The following is a 17,554-nucleotide window of genomic DNA, read 5'->3' on the forward strand; positions in this document are numbered from 1 at the left end:
CCGCAGGCCGCTCCCCGGCCCAAAGCCTAGGTAAGCTTGCGGGCTGAATCGGGAGCCGCGCCCGGCCCCGGACGTCCTATCGTTTCAACCCTACACACGGAGCCCGCTACATGAATCCGGAACAGCTCGCCAAGGTCGCTGGGGGCCAAGGCTTTATCGCCGCGCTCGACCAGAGCGGCGGCAGCACGCCCAAGGCATTAAAACTCTATGGCGTGCCCGAGTCGGCCTACCAGAACGAGACCGAGATGTTCGACCTGGTGCATGCCATGCGCACGCGCATCGTCGCCAGCCCCGCCTTCGATGGCCGCCGCGTGCTGGGCGCGATCCTGTTCGAACAGACCATGGACCGCCAGTTCGACGGGATGGACGCTCCCGCCTACCTGTGGGAGCGCAAGCAGGTCGTGCCCTTCCTGAAGGTCGACAAGGGCCTGGCCGAGCAGGCCGACGGGGTGCAGCGGATGAAGCCCATTGCCGGCCTGGACGCGCTGCTGCAGCGCGCCGTGGCCAAGGGCATCTTCGGCACCAAGATGCGCTCGGTGGTGGCCGAGGCCAACGAGAAGGGCATCGAGGCGGTGCTGGACCAGCAGTTCGAGATCGGCATGCAGATCGTGCGGGCCGGGCTGGTGCCCATCCTCGAGCCGGAAGTCTCCATCAAGGCCACCGACAAGCAGCAGGCCGAGCGCCTGCTCAAGCAAGGCTTTCTCAAGCGCCTGGACGCGCTGCCCGGCGACGTCCAGGTCATGCTCAAGCTGACTCTGCCCGAGACCGACGGCGACTTCCAGGCGCTGGTGGACCATCCCCGCGTGCTGCGCGTGGTGGCCCTGTCCGGCGGCTACAGCCGCGACGAGGCCAATGCCCGCCTGGCGCGCAATCCCGGCGTGATCGCCAGCTTCAGCCGCGCGCTGACCGAAGGCCTGTCGGCCCAGCAGTCCGACGAGCAATTCAACAGCCAGCTGGACGCCAGCATCGAGAGCATCTACCGCGCTTCGATCGCCTGAAGCAGGCGGCCCGGAAGGAAAAATGCCGGGCGCACGCTACGGTCCGGGGCGGGGCGCCGCGGAGCCGGCTTTGCCGGTCCGCCAGCGCCGCCCCCTGGAGGGGGAGGCGCGAGCGCGCCCCGGGGGCGGGCCTACCTCATGGCTTGCTCGGCCGCCTTGCGCTCGATCTGCTTGGTGATCACGTACTGCTGCGCGATCGACAGGATGTTGTTCACGCACCAGTAGAGCACCAGGCCCGCCGGGAAGAAGAACATCATGCCGCCGAACACCAGGGGCATCAGCATCATCACCTTGGCCTGCATGGGATCGGGCGGCGTGGGGTTGAGCTTGATCTGCAGGAACATGGTGGCCATCATCACTGCGGGCAGGATGAACCAGGGATCGCGCACCGAGAGGTCCTGGACCCAGAGGATCCAGGGCGCGCCGCGCATCTCGACGCTGGCCAGCAGCACCCAGTACAGCGCGATGAAGACGGGGATCTGCACCACCATGGGCAGGCAGCCGCCCAGCGGGTTGATCTTCTCGTTGCGGTACATCTCCATCATGGCGACGTTCAGCTTCTGCCGGTCGTCGCCGTACTTTTCCTTCAGCGCCTGCAGGCGCGGGGCGACCTGCTTCATGCGCGCCATGGAGCGGTAGCTGGCCGCGGCCAGCGGGTAGAACAGCGCCTTGATGATGACCGTCAGGGCCACGATGGTCCAGCCCCAGTTGCCCAGCAGCGTGTGCAGCCAGGTCATCAGGGCGAACAGCGGCTTGGCGATGATGGTCAGCCAGCCGTAGTCCACCACCAGGTCCAGGCCCGGCGCCAGGGCGGCCAGCGCCTGCTGGTCCTGGGGGCCGATCCACAGGTTGGAGTCGACGGCCGTGCTGGCGCCCGGGGCGATCTGGCCCACCGGCTCGATGGTGCGCGCCGCGTACAGGTTGGGCTGCACCTGCGTGAGGTCGTTGGTGCGCGCCGTGCCCTGCGGAGGCACCCAGGCGGTCACGAAATAGTGCTGCACCATGGCGATCCAGCCGTTGTCGGCCTGGCGCACGTAGTCGTGGCGGTTCTTTTGCAGGTCCGAGAAGCTGACCTTCTGGAATTTCTCCTGCTCGGAATACAGGGCCGGGCCGGTGAAGGTGCTGTAGAACTTGGAGGTATCGGGCGGGTTGCTGCCGTCGCGCGTGATCTGCAGGTACAGCGAGGGCGAGACCGGCGCCGGGCCGTTGTTGGCGATCTCGTGGCGCACGCCGATATCGTAGCGGCCGCGATGCAGGGTGTAGGTCTTGGTGACCTGCACGCCGTCGGACTCGCCCACGAAGCTGACCGTGAGCGTATCGCCTTGCAGCTCGCGCTCGGCGCTGGCCACCCGGAAATTGCTCATGTGGGTGGGGAAGCTCTGGCCGGCGGGCGCGCCGATCACGCCGCTTTGCACCACGTAGGTCAGCGAGGGGCTGCGATCGAGCAGCACCGAAGGCTGGTCCGGGCGGTCGGTGGCCGGGAACCTCAGCAGCTCGGCGCGGATGATCTGGGCGCCCGCCGTATCGAAGGTCAGGCGCAGCACGTCGGTGCTGACCACCACCGTCTGCGCCTGGGCCTGCGCCTGGGCGGTGGCGCCGGGCAGGCCGGCCGGTGGCGCCTCGACGGCCGAGGTGGGATTGCTGGTGGGGACGTCCGGCACGCCGGCGGCCGGCTGCGGCTGTTCGGCCTGCGCCGATTGCCCGGTGCCCGAGGCCGGCGCGGGGCCGAACAAGGGCGGCTTGCCCGTATGGATCTGCCAGTTGTTCCAGAGGAGCAACAGGGAGAACGAGAAGATCATCAGCAGGATGGTGCGACGGATTTCCATTTGCTTGGGTTCTGCCGCGCGGGCAGGAAAAGGCAGGAAAAAGAAGGGGCTGGAATCCAGCAAAGCCAGCCAGTGTACCGCAGCCGGCTTTCAGTCCGGCTTGCCTGGGCGGCGGCGGGCGGCGGGCACGTCCGGCACCGGGTCGTGCCCGCCTTTTGCATAAGGGTGGCAACGGCCGATGCGCCGCACGGCCAGCATCAGACCGCGCAGGGCGCCGTGGCGTTCAATGGCCTCGATGGCATAGGCCGAGCAGGTCGGGTTGAAACGGCAGCCATGCCCCACCCAAGGGCTCAGGAAATACCGGTAGAACCGGATGGGCAGGATCAACAGTTGCCGGATCATCGTGGGCTGCGCTTGAAGTGAGCGTCTGCTTCATGGCGCGCCGCCGCCTTCAGGGCGGTGAGGCTGGCCGGCGCCGGACGGCTTTGCAGGCGCACCACGTACAGCCCGGCAGGCAGCGCATGGCGCCGCTGGCGAAACGCCTCGCGCACCACCCGCTTGACGGCGTTGCGGGTGCTGGCGCGCGGTGCGTGGCGCTTGGGAACCACCAGGCCCAGCCTGGCCAGCCCGGAAGCGTCCCCGGGCAGGGGCGGGGCCCAATGCAGCACGAAAAGCGCCCCTCGGGCAAGCCGGCGGCCCTTGAGGGCGGCGGCATACTCGGAGGGGCTGTGCAGCCTGGCCTCGGGACCAAAGGTGGCGCGGGGCAAGGCTTTCGGATCGCTCACGGCGGGCTGGCGCTCCAGGCCGCAAACGGGGCCGGCCTGGATGGGGCTGGGCGGTGCGGCAAGGCCGCAGCCGGCCGGACTTAGACGGCCAGGCGCTTGCGGCCCTTGGCGCGGCGGGCGTTGATGACGGCGCGGCCGGCGCGGGTCTTCATGCGCACGCGAAAACCGTGGGTACGCTTGCGACGGGTAACGGAAGGCTGGAAGGTGCGTTTCATGGCTAGAACCCAAAAAAGAGCAAAGAATTCGGAAAAGCCCGCCATTTCATCAAAAATGGCTAGCTTCGTCAAGCATTTAGCGTCCGTTTACGGATTTCCCCTCCCGCCAGCCTGTGGATAACCGGGGGGAGGCAAGGTAGAATCCTGGTTTGGAATCGAACTCAATGAACGAATTCTGGCAGACCTGCGTCCGTCGCCTGGAGCAGGACCTTCCCCCTCAGCAGATCAGCGCGTGGATCCGTCCACTGGTGCCGCTTGCGTTCGACGAGGCGCAGGCGGTGCTGCGCGTGGCCGCGCCCAATCGCTTCAAGCTCGACTGGGTGCGCAAGAATTTCTCCCACCAGATCGAGGCGCTGGCCAGCGAATGGTTCCAGCGCCCGGTGCAGGTCTGCTTCGAGCTGCCGCCGGCCGCCGCGCAGGGCGCCGCGCGCCCGGGCGTGCGCAGCGCCGGCGCGGGAGCCGCGGCAGGTGCGGCAGGTGCGGCAGGTGCGGCAGGTGCGGGCGCGGCCCCCGCGCCCGTGGCCGCCCCGGCCGTGGTCACGTCGGCCGCGGCCGACCAGGCCTACGACCGCTCGCGCCTGAACACCGACCTGACCTTCGAGAACTTCGTCACCGGCAAGGCCAACCAGCTGGCGCGCGCCGCCGCCCTGCAGGTGGCCGAAAACCCGGGCGTGTCGTACAACCCGCTGTTCCTGTATGGCGGGGTGGGCCTGGGCAAGACCCACCTGATCCACTCCATCGGCAACGCGATGGTGGCGGCCGGCACCGGCGCGCGCGTGCGCTACGTGCATGCCGACCAGTACGTCTCGGACGTGGTCAAGGCCTACCAGCGCAAGGCCTTCGACGACTTCAAGCGCTACTACCATTCGCTGGACCTGCTGCTGATCGACGACATCCAGTTCTTCGCCGGCAAGACGCGCACCCAGGAAGAATTCTTCTACGCCTTCGAGGCGATGGTCTCGCACCGCAAGCAGATCATCATCACCAGCGACACCTATCCGCGCGAGCTCTCGGGCATCGACAGCCGCCTGACCACGCGCTTTGACTCGGGCCTGACGGTGGCCATCGAGCCGCCCGAGCTGGAGATGCGCGTGGCCATCCTGCTGCGCAAGGCCGAGTCCGAAGGCGTGCACATGCCCGAGGAAGTGGCCTTCTTCATCGCCAAGCACCTGCGCAGCAACGTGCGCGAACTGGAAGGCGCGCTGCGCAAGGTGCTGGCCTATGCGCGCTTTCATGGCCGCGAGGCCCTGACGGTGGACGTCTGCAAGGAAGCTCTGAAGGACCTGCTCTCGCTCTCGAGCGGGCAGATCACGGTCGAGAACATCCAGAAGACCGTGGCCGACTTCTACAAGATCAAGGTGGCCGACATGTATTCGAAACGCCGGCCGGCCAATATCGCCATGCCGCGCCAGGTGGCGATGTACCTGGCCAAGGAACTGACGCAGAAAAGCCTGCCTGAAATCGGCGACCTGTTCGGCGGGAGGGATCACACCACCGTACTGCACGCGGTGCGCAAGATCTCCGAGGCACGGGGGAAACAGGCCGAACTGAACCATACCCTGCACGTGTTGGAACAAACTCTAAAAGGATGACCATGCAACTGGTACAAACCACGCGAGATGCCTTGCTCAAGCCACTTTCGACCGTGGCGGGTATCGTCGAACGGCGGCACACGCTGCCCATCCTGGCCAACATCCTGATGCGCAAGGAAGGCAATCGCGTCTCGTTCATTGCCACCGACCTCGAAGTGCAGATCACCACCCATGCCGAGTTCGGCGTGGGCCCGGACAACGAATCGACCACCGTGGCCGCGCGCAAGCTGCTGGACATCCTGCGCGCCCTGCCCGACACCGGCGACGTGCGCCTGTCGCTGGCTTCCTCGAAGATGACCGTGCAGACCGGCAAGAGCCGCTTCGCGCTGCAGACGCTGGCGGCCACCGAGTTTCCCACCGTGGCCCAGCCCGAGCAGTGGGACGTCTCGCTCTCGCTCACGCAAAAGACCTTCCGCCACCTGCTGAACATGGTGCATTTCGCCATGGCCCAGCAGGACATCCGCTATTACCTGAACGGCATGCTGCTGGTGTTCGAGCCGGGCCAGGTGCGCGCCGTGGCCACCGACGGCCACCGCCTGGCGCATTGCGCCACGCCGGTCGAGGGCATCGGCCAGCGCCACGAGGTCATCGTGCCGCGCAAGACCGTGCTCGAGATGCAGCGCCTGCTCGAAGACTCCGACGAGCCGCTGTCCATCGACGTGGCCGCCGGCCAGATCCGTTTCCGCTTCGGTGCGGTCGAGCTGATCTCCAAGCTGGTCGAGGGCAAGTTCCCCGATTTCAACCGCGTGATCCCCACCACCTACACGCGCCATTTCAACGTCAACCGCGAACTGCTGCTGGGCAGCCTGCAGCGCGCGGCCATCCTGACCACTGACAAGTTCAAGGGCGTGCGCCTGCAGCTGGCTCAGCACCAGATGAGGATCTCCTCCTCCAACGCCGAGCAGGAAGAGGCGCAGGAAGAGATCGACATCGATTATTCCCACGAGCCGCTGGACGTGGGCTTTAACGTCGGCTACCTGCTGGACGTGCTGTCCAACGTCAAGACCGAAGAGGTCACCTGGTCGGTGATGCCCGATGCCAACGCGTCGGCGCTGATCACCCTGCCCGAGGACGAGCAGTTCAAGTACGTCGTCATGCCCATGAGAATTTGAGCCCGCCCCGAGGCTGCGCGCGCCCTCGGCAGGCGCCTTGGCACGATGGAGCCCGCGCCCAGGCGCTTGGCGCCGCCTCGCGACGGGCGATGCCGGCGCACCGGCAAGACCGGCCGCGCGGCGCCCCGCACAGGACCGCAGCTGTTTGATGTGTTGCCGCTCCCGCCTGGCGCGGCAAGCCACTGAGAGAAATATGACCGATACGAACACCCCCCAGCCCGCCGACTACGGCGCCGATTCCATCAAGATGCTCAAGGGCCTGGAGGCCGTGCGCAAGCGCCCGGGCATGTACATCGGCGACACCTCCGACGGCACGGGCCTGCACCACATGGTGTTCGAGGTCGTGGACAACGCCATCGACGAGGCGCTGGCCGGGCACTGCGACGACATCGTCGTGACCATCCATACCGACAACTCGATCTCGGTGGCCGACAACGGCCGCGGCATTCCCACCGACGTGCACAAGGACGACGAGTTCGGCCGCAGCGCCGCCGAGATCGTCATGACCGAGCTGCACGCCGGCGGCAAGTTCGACCAGAACTCCTACAAGGTCTCGGGCGGCCTGCACGGCGTGGGCGTGTCCTGCGTGAATGCGCTGTCCGTGTGGCTGCGCCTGACCATCCGCCGCAACGGCCAGGTGCACGAGATGGAGTTCCGCCGCGGCGAGCGCGTGGCGCCGCTGACGGTCACCGGCACCACCGAGAAGCGCGGCACCGAGGTGCATTTCCTGGCCGACCCCGAGATCTTCTCCAACATCGAGTTCCACTACGAGATCCTCTCCAAGCGCCTGCGCGAGCTGTCGTTCCTGAACAATGGCGTGAAGATCCGCCTGATCGACCAGCGCCAGGGCAAGGAAGAAAACTTCGCCTTCTCGGGCGGCGTGCGCGGTTTCGTCGAATACATCAACCGCACCAAGACGGCCCTGCATCCGAATGTGTTCTCGGTCAGCACCGAGTCCAGCGCCGGCGGCGTGCCGGTGGGCGTGGACGTGGCCATGCAGTGGAACGACAGCTATTCCGAAAGCGTGCTGTGCTTTACCAACAACATCCCGCAGCGCGACGGCGGCACCCACCTGACCGGCCTGCGCGCGGCGATGACGCGGGTGCTGAACAAGTACATCACCGACAACGAGCTGGCCAAGAAGGCCAAGGTCGAGACCACGGGCGATGACATGCGCGAAGGCTTGTCCTGCGTGCTGTCGGTCAAGGTGCCCGAGCCCAAGTTCAGCAGCCAGACCAAGGACAAGCTGGTCTCCAGCGAGGTGCGCCCGGCCGTCGAGGAAGCGGTGGCCCGCACGCTGGAGACCTGGCTGCTGGAGCATCCCAACGACGCCAAGGCGCTGTGCGCCAAGATCGTCGAGGCCGCGCGCGCGCGCGAGGCCGCCCGCCGCGCGCGCGAGATGACGCGCCGCAAAAGCGTGCTCGAAGGCGCGGGGCTGCCCGGCAAGCTGGCCGACTGCCAGGAAAAGGACCCGGCCCTGTGCGAGCTGTACGTGGTCGAGGGCGATTCGGCCGGCGGCTCGGCCAAGCAGGGGCGCGACCGCAAGTTCCAGGCCGTGCTGCCGCTGCGCGGCAAGGTGCTCAACGTCGAGAAGGCGCGTTTCGACAAGCTGATCGCCAGCGAGCAGATCGCCACGCTGATCACCGCGCTGGGCACCAGCATCGGGCCCGACTTCAACATCGAGAAGCTGCGCTATCACCGCATCATCATCATGACCGACGCGGACGTGGACGGCGCGCACATCCGCACGCTGCTGCTCACGCTGCTGTATCGCCAGATGCCCGAGCTGGTGCAGCGCGGCCACGTCTACATCGCGCAGCCGCCGCTGTACAAGGTCAAGGCCGGGCGCGACGAGCGCTACCTGAAGGACGAGCACGAAGAGGCCCAGTTCATGATGCAGCTGGCCTTGAAGGACGCCGAGGTGGTGCCCGGCCAGGGCAAGGATCCCTTGCGCGGCGATGCGCTGGCCGAGCTGGCGCGCCAGTATGTGCTGGCCGATGCGGTCATCGCGCGCCTGTCGCGCCTGTTCGACGAGGACGCGCTCTCGGCGCTGGCCCAGGGCGTGGGCATCGACCTGTCCAGCCAGGAGGCCGCCCAGGCCTCGGCGCAGCGCCTGCACGCGGCGCTGCAGGACCCGGCCCTGCCGAACCAGGTCGAGGCCGTGGCGCAATACGACGAGGGCACCGAAAAATACCGCGTCCTGGTCAACCGCAAGCACCACGGCAACATGCGCGTGAGCGTGATCGACGCCGACTTCGTGCGCGGCGCCGACTACGCCGTGCTGGCCCGCTCGGCCGAGATCTTCAAGGACCTGGTCGGCCCGGGCGCCTTCGTGGCGCGCGGCGAGGGCGACAAGCGCAAGGAGATGGCCATCTCCGACTTCCGCGAGGCCATGCAGTGGCTGCGCAGCGAAGCCGAGCGCGGCGTGAGCAAGCAGCGCTACAAGGGCCTGGGCGAAATGAACCCCGAGCAGCTGTGGGAAACCACCATGGACCCCAAGGTGCGCCGCCTGCTGCGCGTGCAGATCGAGGACGCCATCGCGGCCGACGAGATCTTCACCACGCTGATGGGCGACCACGTCGAGCCGCGCCGGGCCTTCATCGAGCAGTTCGCGCTGTCGGCAAGCAACATCGACGTGTAGGCGCCCGCGCCTAGGCCTGCCTACGCCCGCCTGGCCGCGCGGCCAGGAAGTGCCGCACCACCGGCTTGCCTTCGCCCCGGTGAAAGCGCTGCACCTCGGCCTGCAGGTCGGCATCGGCGCGGGACACGCGCCGGTGCTGGCGCAGGTGCTCGGCCCAGGACTCGACCTCGAACCATTCGAGCATCAGCGCGGGGTCGGCGGCATCCTCGGCCACGCCCCAGTCGTAGGCGCCGTCGCGCCGGCGCTCGGCCGACAGCCGGGTGACGGCCTGCAAGAAGGCATCGCGCTCGGCCGGGTCGATGCGGTATTCGATCTGCACCAGCACCGGGCCGCGGTCGTGCGCGACGGGCTCGGCCGTCAAGGGCTCGGGCCAGTGGTTGGAGGGCACCAGGTCGGCTTGGCCGCACGGCAGCTTGAGCCGGTGGGCGAGCAGCCCGCTGGCGAGCAGCCCGGCCGCGCCGGCCAGCAGCGTGAGCGGCACGCCGATGCCCTGCGCCACCGCGCCCCAGCCCAGGCTGCCGGCGGTCATGGCGCCGTTGAACACCGTCAGGTAGACCGCCAGCGAGCGTCCGCGCACCCAGTTGGGCAGGATGGCCTGGGCCACGCCGTTGAGCGTGGTCAGCGCGGTGATCCAGGCCGCGCCCAGCACCAGCAGCGCCGCCACGGCCGCCCATTGCGGCGGCGCGAAGGACAGCAAGGCCATGACGGCCGCCGTGACCAGCGCGGCGGCCAGCAGCAGGCCGTCGGCGCTCAGGTGCGCGCGCAGGCGCGGCATGAGCAGCGCCCCGCCGATGGCGCCCAGGCCGACCGCGCCCAGCAGGATGCCGTAGAAGCCGGCGCCGCCGCCCAGCAGCTGGCGCGCCACCAGCGGCAGCAGCGCCCAGACCGAACTGGCCAGGGCGAAGAACACGAAGGCGCGCACCAGCACCACGTGCAGTTCGCGGCTGGCGCGCGCATAGCGCAGGCCGGCCCGGAAGGCGCCCGTGAAGCGTTCGGACAGCGCGTCCTGCGCGGCGGGCGCACGCCGCCACCACAGCAGCGCGGCGACCACGAACACGTAGCTGATGACGTCCACGCCGTAGGTGAAGGCCGCGCCCAGGCTGGCCAGCACCAACCCGCCCAGCGCCGGGCCGATGGCCTGGGCGATGTTGATGCCCAGCGAGTTCAGCGCCACCGCGCTCTTGAGGTCTTTCCTGTCCACCAGCTCGGGCACGATGGCCTGCCAGGTGGGCGCCATCAGCGCCGCGCCCACCCCGCCCAGGAAGGTCAGGGCCACCAGCGAGGCCACCGATTGCAGGCCGGCGGCCGACAGCAGCATCAGGCAGATGCTGGTGCCGGCCAGCAGCAGCTGGATGCCGATGAGGAATTTGCGCCGGTCCAGGATGTCGGCCAGCACGCCGGCCGGAATCGCCAGCAGGAAGACCGGCAGCGTGGCGGCGGCCTGCACCATCGCCACGGCGGCCGGCGAAGGCGACAGGTCGGTCATCAGCCAGGCGCTGGCCACGTCGCGCACGAAGCTGCCGGTGTTGCCGATCACCGTGGCGGCCCACAGCACCGCGAACAGTGTCTGGCGCAGCGGGGCGAAGCCGCCGCTTGACGGGGATTGCGCCGATGGCGTCATGTCCGGTCCTCCTTTTGCCGGCCGCTGCGCGGCACCCGGCTCATACGGCCCAGCACGAACACCCGAGCGCGCCGAAAAAATCCTTCTTGTCCGCCGCCGGCACGGCTGCGCCCCAGGCCCGCGCATGGTCGTGCCCATGCAGGCCGCAGGCGCTGGCGCAGCCGCAGCCGGCCACCGAGTGGTAGCGTGGGTACAGCGAATGCCTGCCCGCCCCCTCGGGCTCGCCCCAGGCCCCGTAGCCCTTGAACAGCCGCGTGGGCGACCAGTCCGGCATGGCCGGCGGCGGCCCGCCTTCGTCCAGGCTGGCGAACTCGCCCGCGCCCCAGACCACGCGTCCGCCCACCACGGTCAGGTCCGAGGTCAGGAAGGAAATCTCGTCCTCGGGCACGCTGAAGTAGTCCTTGCTGGGCACGATCAGGTCGGCGAACTGGCCGGCCTGGATACGGCCGCGCAAGCCTTCCTCGTTGGAGAACCAGGCCACGTTCTCGGTCCACATGCGCAAGGCGGTTTCGCGGTCCAGGCAATTGCGGCGCGGGTATAGCCGCATGCCGCCCACCGTCTTGCCGGTGACCATCCAGGACAGCGACACCCAGGGGTTGTAGGAGGCCACGCGCGTGGCGTCCGTGCCGGCCGACACCTTGACGCCTTTTTCCAGCATGCGGGCGATGGGCGGGGTGGCCTGCGCGGCCTGCTCGCCGTAGCGCTGGACGAAGTACTCGCCCTGGTAGGCCATGCGGTGCTGCACGGCGATGCCTCCACCCAGCGCCGCGATGCGGTCTATCGACCGGTCGGAGATGGTCTCGGCGTGGTCGAAGAACCAGTTGAGCCCTTGCAGCGGCGTGTCGCGGTCGACCTTCTCGAAGACGTCCAGGGCGCGCGAGATGGTTTCGTCGTAGGTGGCGTGCAGGCGCCAGGGCCAGCGATTGTGCACCAGCACGCGGATGACTTCCTCCAGTTCGGCTTCCATCTCGGGCGGCATGTCGGGACGCGGCTGGCGGAAGTCCTCGAAGTCGGCCGCCGAGAAGACCAGCATCTCGCCGGCGCCGTTGTGGCGGAAATAGTCGGTGCCCTGCTTGTACTTGACGCTGGCGGTCCAGTTCAGGAAGTCCTCCTTCTCCTGCTTGGGCTTTTGCGTGAACAGGTTGTAGGCCAGGCGCACGGTCAGCTGGTTTTCGTCGGCCAGCTTCTGGATGACGGCATAGTCCTGCGGATAGTTCTGGAACCCCCCGCCGGCGTCGATCACGCCGGTCACGCCCAGGCGGTTGAGCTCGCGCATGAAATGGCGCGTGGAATTGACCTGGTAGTCCAGGGGCAGCTTCGGGCCCTTGGCCAGCGTGGCATACAGGATGGTGGCGTTGGGCTTGGCCAGCAGCAGGCCGGTGGGATTGCCTTGCCCGTCGCGCACGATCTGCCCGCCGGGCGGCTCGGGCGTGTCGCGGGTGTAGCCCACCGCGCGCAGGGCCGCGCCGTTGAGCAGGGCGCGGTCGTACAGGTGCAGCAGGAAAACCGGCGTATCGGGCGCGACGGCGTTGATCTCGTCCAGCGTGGGCAGGCGTTTTTCGGCGAACTGGTGCTCGGTGAAGCCGCCCACCACCCGCACCCATTGCGGCGCGGGCGTGACGGCCACCTGCCGGCGCAGCATGTCCATGGCGTCGGCCAGCGAGCGCACGCCGTCCCAGCGCAGCTCCAGGTTGTAGTTCAGGCCGCCGCGCACCACGTGGGTGTGGTTGTCGAACAGGCCCGGCAGGACGCTGCGCCCCTTGAGGTCGATGACGCGGGTGGCGGGCCCGGCCATCGCCATGGCCTGCGCATCGTCGCCGACGGCCAGGAACCTGCCGTCCTTGATGGCGACGGCGCTGGCCGTGGGCCTGGCGGGGTCGAGCGTGGTGATCCGGCCGTGGCGCAGGACCACGTCGGCAATGGGCGCGGCGCGCATGCGCGGCCCCTACCTGGCCGGGTTCGGGCCGATGCGCTCGCCGTGCTGCACGCGCTCGGGGGCCTTGTGCACCATGGTGTAGGCGTAGTCCACGCCCATGCCGTAGGCGCCGGAGTGCTCCTTCACGATCGAGATGACCGCGTCGTAGGTTTCCTTGCGCGCCCAGTCGCGCTGCCATTCGAGCAGCACCTGCTGCCAGGTCACCGGCACGATGCCGGCCTGCACCATGCGGTCCATGGCGTATTTGTGCGCCTCGACCGAGGTGCCGCCCGAGGCGTCGGCCACCATGTAGATTTCGTAGCCGCCCTCGAGCGCGGCGCACAGGGCGAAGGTGGTGTTGCACACTTCCGTCCACAGGCCCGAGACCACGACCTTCTTGCGGCCATTGGCCGCCAGCGCGTCGCGCACGTTCTGGTCGTCCCAGGAGTTCATCGAGGTGCGCTCGAGGATCTTGTGTTCGGGGAACACCGCCAGCAGTTCGGGATAGGTATGGCCGGAGAAGCTTTCGGTCTCGACGGTGGTGAGGGTGGTGGGGATGCCGAAGGTCTTGGCCGCCTTGGCCAAGCCCACTACGTTGTTCTTCAGGACCTGGCGGTCGATGGACTGCACGCCGAAGGCCATCTGCGGCTGCTGGTCGATGAAGATGAGCTGGCTGTTCTGCGGCGTGAGCACTTCGAGGTACGGGTTGGACACGGAACTCTCCTTGGATGGTGCAGCAACGAAAGGGTGCAAGGCGGCGATGCGCACGATGCTGCTGGCGCTGCGGCCGGCCCGTTCTTTGCTTGCCAGCGCGTGAGGGCCGGTCCGGATGCGGGAAGCCGCGAACAGTCCCGCATGGTCGAAGGAAAGGATGTCGTTGCCGCTATCTTCCGATATTTTTCGGGAATGCGCCTGTCAAATTTTCGTGACACAGTGTCGCGATCCGGGCCAGGCCGGGCATGGGACGCGGTTTTCAGGCCGCGGGCAGGCCGTCCAGGCGGCGCGCCACGGCCTGCGCCAGCCGGGCCGGCGCGCGCGGGTCGGCATACAGGTGCAGCAGCGGCTCGATCAGCTCCAGCTCCATCAGCATCAGGCGCCCGTCCACCGCTACGCCGTCCACCCGGGCGTAGGCCGGCTGCGCGTGGCCCAGCGCCCGCAGCGCCGCCAGCACCGCGGCGGCGTCCTCGACCAGGGCCGGGGCGGGCTCGGCCGCAAAGGCGCTGCCTCCGTGGGCGGGCTGCACGCGAAAATCGCCCGCGGCCGGCAGCTTGCGCACGGCATGGCTGTATTGCCCGTCGAAGAACACCAGCGACCATTCGCCCTGCGACTCGATTTCGCGGATATAGGGCTGCACCAGGTAATGCCCGGCGGGCGGCAGGGCGGCCAACTGCGCGGCGAAGTCCGGCTGGCCGGCCTGGCCGCGCAGCGTGTGGCGGGCCGCGGCGCTGATGCAGGGCTTGACGATGACGGTCTGTCCGGCCCGCGCCGCGACCAGCGCCGGCAGCTCGCCGGCCTGGGCGGCCTGGCTGGGCACGACGTTGATGCCCGCGCCGGCCAGCTCCAGCAGATAGCGCTTGTCCGCGTTCCAGCGCACCGTAGGGGCCGGGTTCAGCAGCGGGACGGGCAGCTGCGCCAGCCACGCCAGGAACCGGTCGTGGCGTTCGACGTAGTCCCAGGTCGAGCGGATCAGCACGGCGTCGTAGCGGCGCCAGTCAAGCGCGGCGTCCCAGGGATGCGCATGGGCCTGGATGCCCTGGGCCCGCAGCGCGGGCAGCAGGCGGGCATCGTCCGGATGCAGGGCGGGTTCTTGCGGGTAGGTGGCGATGGCGATCAGGCGGGGGGTGTCAGGGAGCATGGAGCAAGAAGTCATCGAGCGGCGGGAAGAAGTCAGGACGGCGCGCGCGGACGCGTGGCCGACAGCGCCTCGCAGCGCTCGCGCAGCAGCTGGTAGAGCTGCTGCACGGCAGGGGTGTATTGCTTGCGGTGGGGGCAGACCAGGTGCAGCGGCGCCTGCTCGCCCTCGAGATGGCCCAGCAGCACTTCCAGCCGGCCGGCCAGCACATCGTCGCTGACGTCCAGCCAGGATTTGTACACGATGCCTTCGCCTTGCAGCGCCAGGCGGCGCACGATCTCGCCATCGTCGCTTTGCAGCGCGCCGCGCACCCCGACCTGGCGGCGCTGGCCGGCCTCGAAGAAGGCCCATTTGTCGTAGACGCGGCTGCTGAGCAGGTAGAGCAGGCATTCGTGCTCCTGCAGGTCTTGCAGCGTCTGCGGCCGGCCGCGGCGTTGCAGGTAGGCCGGCGAGGCCACCAGCACGCGGCGGTTGGCCGGCGCCAGCGGCAGCGCCACGAAGCTGGCCTCGGGCGCGTGGCTGTAGCGCACGGCCACGTCCACCGGTTCGCGGAACACGTCGGCGACGCGGTCGGAGAAATACAGGCGCAGACCCAGCGCCGGATGCTGGCGGCGAAAGGCGGTAAGCCAGGGCAGCAGCACGTTGCGGCCCAGGTCCGAGGGCGCGGCCACCTGCAGCAGCCCGCGCAGCGTGCTGCGGCCCGTTTGCAGCTGCTCGCGCCCTTCGCGCAGCTGCTCCAGCACGCCTTGCGCATAGGGCAGGTAGCGCTCGCCCTCGGCGGTCAGGCGCAGGCTGCGGGTGGAGCGGGCGAACAGGCGGATATCCAGCTCGCGTTCGAGCCGCTTGATCGCCGCGCTGACCTGGCCGGGCAGCAGGCCGGCCTCGCGCGCCGCTTGCGAGAAGCTGCCCAGCGAGGCCGCGCGCACGAACAGGGACAAGTCGCCAAGCCGCAGCATTTTCTTTTCCAGAGTGAAACTGTTGCTTGATTTTGCCTGTTTAAGTACGGATGGCAAAGGAGGATCATGGCCTGCCCAGGACCGGGCCGCCGGGCCGCGCCGCATCGCGGGGCCCGGGCCTGGCCCGCCTGATACCCCTTATCGCCGAGGATTTTTATGAAAGCCGTCGCCTACACCCGCCATGCCCTGCCCATCGAGGACCCGCAGGCGCTCATCGATATCGAGCTGCCCACGCCCGAGCCCGGCCCCCGCGACCTGCTGGTGCAGGTGCGGGCGGTCTCCGTCAATCCGGTGGACACCAAGGTGCGCCATCGCGCCGCCGTCGAGCAGCCGCGCGTGCTGGGCTGGGACGCGGCGGGCGTGGTCCGGGCCGTGGGCGCCGGGGTGACCCTGTTCAAGCCGGGCGACGAGGTCTATTACGCCGGCTCGATCACCCGCCCGGGCAGCAACAGCGAATACCACTTGGTGGACGAGCGCATCGTGGGACGCAAGCCCCGCAGCCTGACCGACGCGCAGGCGGCCGCGCTGCCCTTGACCACCATCACGGCCTGGGAACTGCTGTTCGACCGCCTGGGCGTGCCCGAGGGCGGCGGGCAGGGGCAGAGTCTGCTGGTGATCGGCGCGGCCGGCGGCGTGGGCTCCATCCTGGTGCAGCTGGCGCGGCAACTGACCGGGCTGACGGTCATCGGCACCGCCTCGCGGCCGCAGACGGCCGACTGGGTGCGCCGCATGGGCGCGCATCACGTCATCGACCACAGCCAGCCGCTGGCGCAGGCCCTGAAGGCGCAGGACCTGCCCGCTCCCGAACTGGTGGCCAGCCTGACCCACACCGATGCGCACTACGCGCAGATCGTCGAGCTCATCCGCCCGCAAGGCAAGCTGGGGCTCATCGACGATCCCGCCACGCTGGACGCCATGCCGCTCAAGTCCAAGGCCGTCTCCTTGCACTGGGAGCTCATGTTCACCCGCCCGATGTTCGAGACGCCGGACATGATTGCCCAGCATCGCCTGCTCGAGCGGGTGGCCGAGCTGGTCGATGCGGGGCGCATCCAGACCACGCTGAACGAGGACTACGGCCCCATCAACGCGGCCAACCTGCGCCGCGCGCATGCCTTGGTGGAGAGCCAGCGCTCGCGCGGCAAGGTGGTGCTGTCGGGGTTCTGATTACCGTCCGGACAGCAAAAAGCCGCCCGGCCGGGGCGGCTTGCGCGCGGCGGGCTGTTCTACTGCTGGACCGCCGGGGCGTTGTCGAGCTTTTGCATGACACGTTCGCGCAGCTGGGGATCCTGCTGCACGGCCTGGCCGATGCCGTTGAACTCCTCGACCGTCAGGCCGTCGGCGCGCACCAGTTCGACCATCTTGGCGTCGGCTTCCTGCAGGATCTGCTGGCGCGAGGCGTCGTCCGTGGCCGAATCGAAACGCGGCTGGTACTCATTGGCCACCATGGCCACTTTCTGGGAGGCCGCAGCGAATTTTTCGAGCTGGGCGTCCGAGGGCGAGGTGATGGGCTGCACCTGCGCAGGCTGCGGCGCGGGCGCCGCCGCTTGCGCCATGGCCGCGCCCGAGGCCAGGCCGGCGGTGAGCAGGAATGCCGAGAGGGCGGCTTTGGTCGATCGCTTCATGCTGGATCTCCTTGCAAATCGGTCAAGGCCGGCGCGCTGCGCGCCCGCGGCCACGCCGCGCGCCGGAACTGGACCCATCATCGCAACGCGGCGCCGGGCCCGGCAAGTTTCGCAGTGTGTGGGCCTGTGTCGGACGGGGTCGCACCCCTTTTAGATTGTGTTACCTGGCGGTCATGACCTGCAAGGCCGCTGTAGCGGATGTGCGTCTCGATCCGTGCGGCCCAGGCGTGGCGCGCCTGGGCGGCCCGGCCCTGCCGGACACCTCGGCCAGCGGACAGCGCGCCTTGCACGATGCGCAACGGGCCGCTGTCATGCCTGGTTGCAAAGCGCAGCCGGCGCGGCGAACCGCCAGGGCGCCGCGGAACTTAAGCTTTCATTTCGCCGTCAATGGCGTTGTCCCTATTTCGTCAAGGAGCCGAGTTTGAGCGCACGTCAGATACTGGATCAATTGCTGCAATCGGGCCAAGGGCTGGCCAGGC

15 protein-coding genes are annotated in these 17,554 nt (G+C 68.7%); 5 read left to right on the forward strand and 10 right to left on the reverse strand.

Annotated features, from left to right (window positions below):
• Nucleotides 1-110 precede the first annotated feature (110 nt).
• The gene (locus V8Z80_RS10390; RefSeq protein WP_336061968.1) at nucleotides 111-998 is read left to right on the forward strand and encodes a fructose bisphosphate aldolase; all 888 of its coding nucleotides are present in this window, start codon (nucleotides 111-113) and stop codon (nucleotides 996-998) included.
• 131 nt (nucleotides 999-1,129) lie between these two features.
• On the opposite strand, the gene yidC is transcribed toward V8Z80_RS10390, so the two are convergent.
• From yidC to rpmH, 4 genes are all read right to left on the reverse strand, one after another.
• Entirely contained in the window at nucleotides 1,130-2,824 is a 1,695-nt protein-coding gene (yidC, locus tag V8Z80_RS10395) for a membrane protein insertase YidC (RefSeq protein WP_155194425.1), read from the reverse strand.
• Between the two features lie 90 nt (nucleotides 2,825-2,914).
• The gene (gene yidD, locus V8Z80_RS10400; RefSeq protein WP_155194423.1) at nucleotides 2,915-3,166 is read right to left on the reverse strand and encodes a membrane protein insertion efficiency factor YidD; all 252 of its coding nucleotides are present in this window, start codon (nucleotides 3,164-3,166) and stop codon (nucleotides 2,915-2,917) included.
• A complete protein-coding gene (locus V8Z80_RS10405; protein ID WP_155194493.1) occupies nucleotides 3,163-3,531 on the reverse strand; it encodes a ribonuclease P protein component in 369 nt (122 codons plus the stop codon). Before V8Z80_RS10405 ends, yidD begins: the two co-directional genes overlap by 4 nt.
• A gap of 98 nt (nucleotides 3,532-3,629) precedes the next feature.
• On the reverse strand, nucleotides 3,630-3,764 hold the full coding sequence (gene rpmH, locus V8Z80_RS10410; protein WP_132472335.1) for a 50S ribosomal protein L34: 135 nt from the start codon (nucleotides 3,762-3,764) through the stop codon (nucleotides 3,630-3,632).
• Between the two features lie 164 nt (nucleotides 3,765-3,928).
• On the opposite strand from rpmH, the gene dnaA reads away from it, so the two are divergent.
• The 3 genes from dnaA to gyrB all read left to right on the forward strand — a co-directional run bounded on the left by dnaA (nucleotide 3,929) and on the right by gyrB (nucleotide 9,109).
• Nucleotides 3,929-5,356, forward strand: a complete 1,428-nt coding sequence (gene dnaA / locus V8Z80_RS10415; RefSeq protein ID WP_155194421.1) for a chromosomal replication initiator protein DnaA — start codon at nucleotides 3,929-3,931, stop codon at nucleotides 5,354-5,356.
• 2 nt (nucleotides 5,357-5,358) lie between these two features.
• Nucleotides 5,359-6,468: a DNA polymerase III subunit beta gene (gene dnaN / locus V8Z80_RS10420; RefSeq protein WP_336061969.1), complete on the forward strand. Its 1,110-nt coding sequence runs from the start codon at nucleotides 5,359-5,361 to the stop codon at nucleotides 6,466-6,468.
• Nucleotides 6,469-6,661: 193 nt separating this feature from the next.
• Entirely contained in the window at nucleotides 6,662-9,109 is a 2,448-nt protein-coding gene (gene gyrB, locus V8Z80_RS10425) for a DNA topoisomerase (ATP-hydrolyzing) subunit B (RefSeq protein ID WP_155194418.1), read from the forward strand.
• Between the two features lie 10 nt (nucleotides 9,110-9,119).
• Here the strand turns inward: gyrB and V8Z80_RS10430 are convergent, their stop codons facing one another.
• The 5 genes from V8Z80_RS10430 to V8Z80_RS10450 form a co-directional block, all read right to left on the reverse strand.
• The gene (locus V8Z80_RS10430) at nucleotides 9,120-10,730 is read right to left on the reverse strand and encodes an MFS transporter (RefSeq protein ID WP_336061970.1); all 1,611 of its coding nucleotides are present in this window, start codon (nucleotides 10,728-10,730) and stop codon (nucleotides 9,120-9,122) included.
• Between the two features lie 40 nt (nucleotides 10,731-10,770).
• Complete coding sequence (locus tag V8Z80_RS10435) at nucleotides 10,771-12,666, reverse strand: amidohydrolase (RefSeq protein WP_336061971.1); 1,896 nt, start codon at nucleotides 12,664-12,666, stop codon at nucleotides 10,771-10,773.
• Nucleotides 12,667-12,675: 9 nt separating this feature from the next.
• A complete protein-coding gene (locus V8Z80_RS10440; RefSeq protein WP_336061972.1) occupies nucleotides 12,676-13,359 on the reverse strand; it encodes a hydrolase in 684 nt (227 codons plus the stop codon).
• A 259-nt stretch (nucleotides 13,360-13,618) separates the two neighbouring features.
• Entirely contained in the window at nucleotides 13,619-14,500 is an 882-nt protein-coding gene (locus tag V8Z80_RS10445) for an ATP-grasp domain-containing protein (protein WP_336061973.1), read from the reverse strand.
• Nucleotides 14,501-14,532: 32 nt separating this feature from the next.
• Nucleotides 14,533-15,453 carry a LysR family transcriptional regulator gene (locus V8Z80_RS10450; RefSeq protein WP_336061974.1) on the reverse strand — a complete coding sequence of 307 codons (921 nt, stop codon included), beginning with the start codon at nucleotides 15,451-15,453 and terminating at the stop codon, nucleotides 14,533-14,535.
• 156 nt (nucleotides 15,454-15,609) lie between these two features.
• On the opposite strand from V8Z80_RS10450, the gene V8Z80_RS10455 reads away from it, so the two are divergent.
• On the forward strand, nucleotides 15,610-16,617 hold the full coding sequence (locus V8Z80_RS10455; RefSeq protein WP_155194407.1) for a zinc-binding alcohol dehydrogenase family protein: 1,008 nt from the start codon (nucleotides 15,610-15,612) through the stop codon (nucleotides 16,615-16,617).
• Nucleotides 16,618-16,676: 59 nt separating this feature from the next.
• On the opposite strand, the gene V8Z80_RS10460 is transcribed toward V8Z80_RS10455, so the two are convergent.
• Nucleotides 16,677-17,075, reverse strand: a complete 399-nt coding sequence (locus V8Z80_RS10460; protein ID WP_336061975.1) for a DUF4168 domain-containing protein — start codon at nucleotides 17,073-17,075, stop codon at nucleotides 16,677-16,679.
• Between the last annotated feature and the right edge of the window lie 479 nt (nucleotides 17,076-17,554).

The sequence above is a fragment of the Orrella sp. JC864 genome (genome assembly GCF_037026685.1).
GTDB lineage: Bacteria > Pseudomonadota > Gammaproteobacteria > Burkholderiales > Burkholderiaceae_B > Orrella.